Here is a 1,187-nt window from a genome sequence, read left to right as displayed (position 1 = left end):
ACGCGTGAGCGTATCCGTCAGATTGAAGCCAAGGCACTGCGCAAACTGCGCCATCCGAGCCGCTCGGAAGTGCTGCGTAGCTTCCTCGACGAATAACATCGTCAGTCGCGTCACGCAAGGCAATAAAAAAGCCCGTCATTGACGGGCTTTTTCTTTATCGGTAGTACTCTCTACATCGCTATTGAAATTATAACTCTCAGGCCCTGTTAGCCAGTCACATGAGCTTGATACCAAGGCAACTCAGTCATCCGCAAATGAGTACAACCAAACGGGATCAACGTTAGCGTTTTTACTGGCGCATTCACCATAACAGGGCTAACAGGCAATTCTCCCGCCAAACAAGCAGATTCCGATTGCCACTGCGCTAACGCGACCGCCTCGACAGTTAAGCTTGCCGGTGGCGTTTCACGACTGAACGGTACTGAAGTCAATGTACCCGAATGCCATTGAGCCGAAACTGGATTGATAGCCCAATTCCACGGTGATGCGGGATGAACGCTGTAATCACAATGCGGTGCTTCGCGGTAAGGTTTATCTTGATTGATTTGCTGCCATTCTTCTGCCAGTGGTAAAGCATAGACCAGTGGGCCATAACTCAATGTGACAGCCTGATTAAAACGTTGTTCTTGCTGCAGTTGAAAACTAAAACTTAGCGTTATCTGCTGCTTTCCTTGCCAAACCCGAGTTAACGCGACCTCAGTACGGGCACCAATACTGACCGTTTCACCATTTACGCATATCACCGTATCAGCTGACCACTGTGGGATCCGCAAGCGTAAAGTAAATTCTACTGGTTGCACACACTCGAGCGTCACATTAACGTCAGAGGAGAAGGGATAGGTAGAATCACAAAATACCGAAATGGCAGTTCCATTGACTTCAGTCTGAAATGCTAACGGAATATAAGATACTGCGACTAACTCGTTTGTATTTTGCAACCACGCATGAGCAACAAATTTAGGTAATCCTTGATGATAATTGGATGTGCAACAACCAAAATGCGGCATTAATCCGTAGATATTGGCATCAGCATCATTCGTGCACCACGGCATCGCATCATCCACGACACAAGCCACCTGATTCACTTGCTGGTTATACTGATGAGCCCACATATCACGAGTGAAATAAGCGGGTAAGGCATTAAACGCGATTTTTTCCAACTGGTCAGCAAAGCGTAAATCACCATA

2 protein-coding genes are annotated in these 1,187 nt (G+C 47.2%); one reads left to right on the top strand and one right to left on the bottom strand.

Annotated elements, in window-relative coordinates; genetic code table 11:
• Window positions 1-96 (top strand): sigma factor-like helix-turn-helix DNA-binding protein (locus tag ACRC27_RS02815; RefSeq protein ID WP_438639150.1); only part of this gene is annotated, 96 nt, incomplete at its 5' end.
• A gap of 110 nt (window positions 97-206) precedes the next feature.
• Here the strand turns inward: ACRC27_RS02815 and ACRC27_RS02810 are convergent.
• Window positions 207-1,187, bottom strand: a 981-nt coding sequence (locus ACRC27_RS02810; protein WP_438639149.1) for a hypothetical protein, incomplete at its 5' end; no start/stop codon positions are given.

It is taken from the genome of Plesiomonas sp., from assembly GCF_051650925.1.
Taxonomy (GTDB): domain Bacteria; phylum Pseudomonadota; class Gammaproteobacteria; order Enterobacterales; family CAMTGL01; genus Plesiomonas.
The sequence above is the reverse complement of the archived record's forward strand: the minus strand, read 5'-3'. Positions and strand labels throughout refer to the sequence as shown.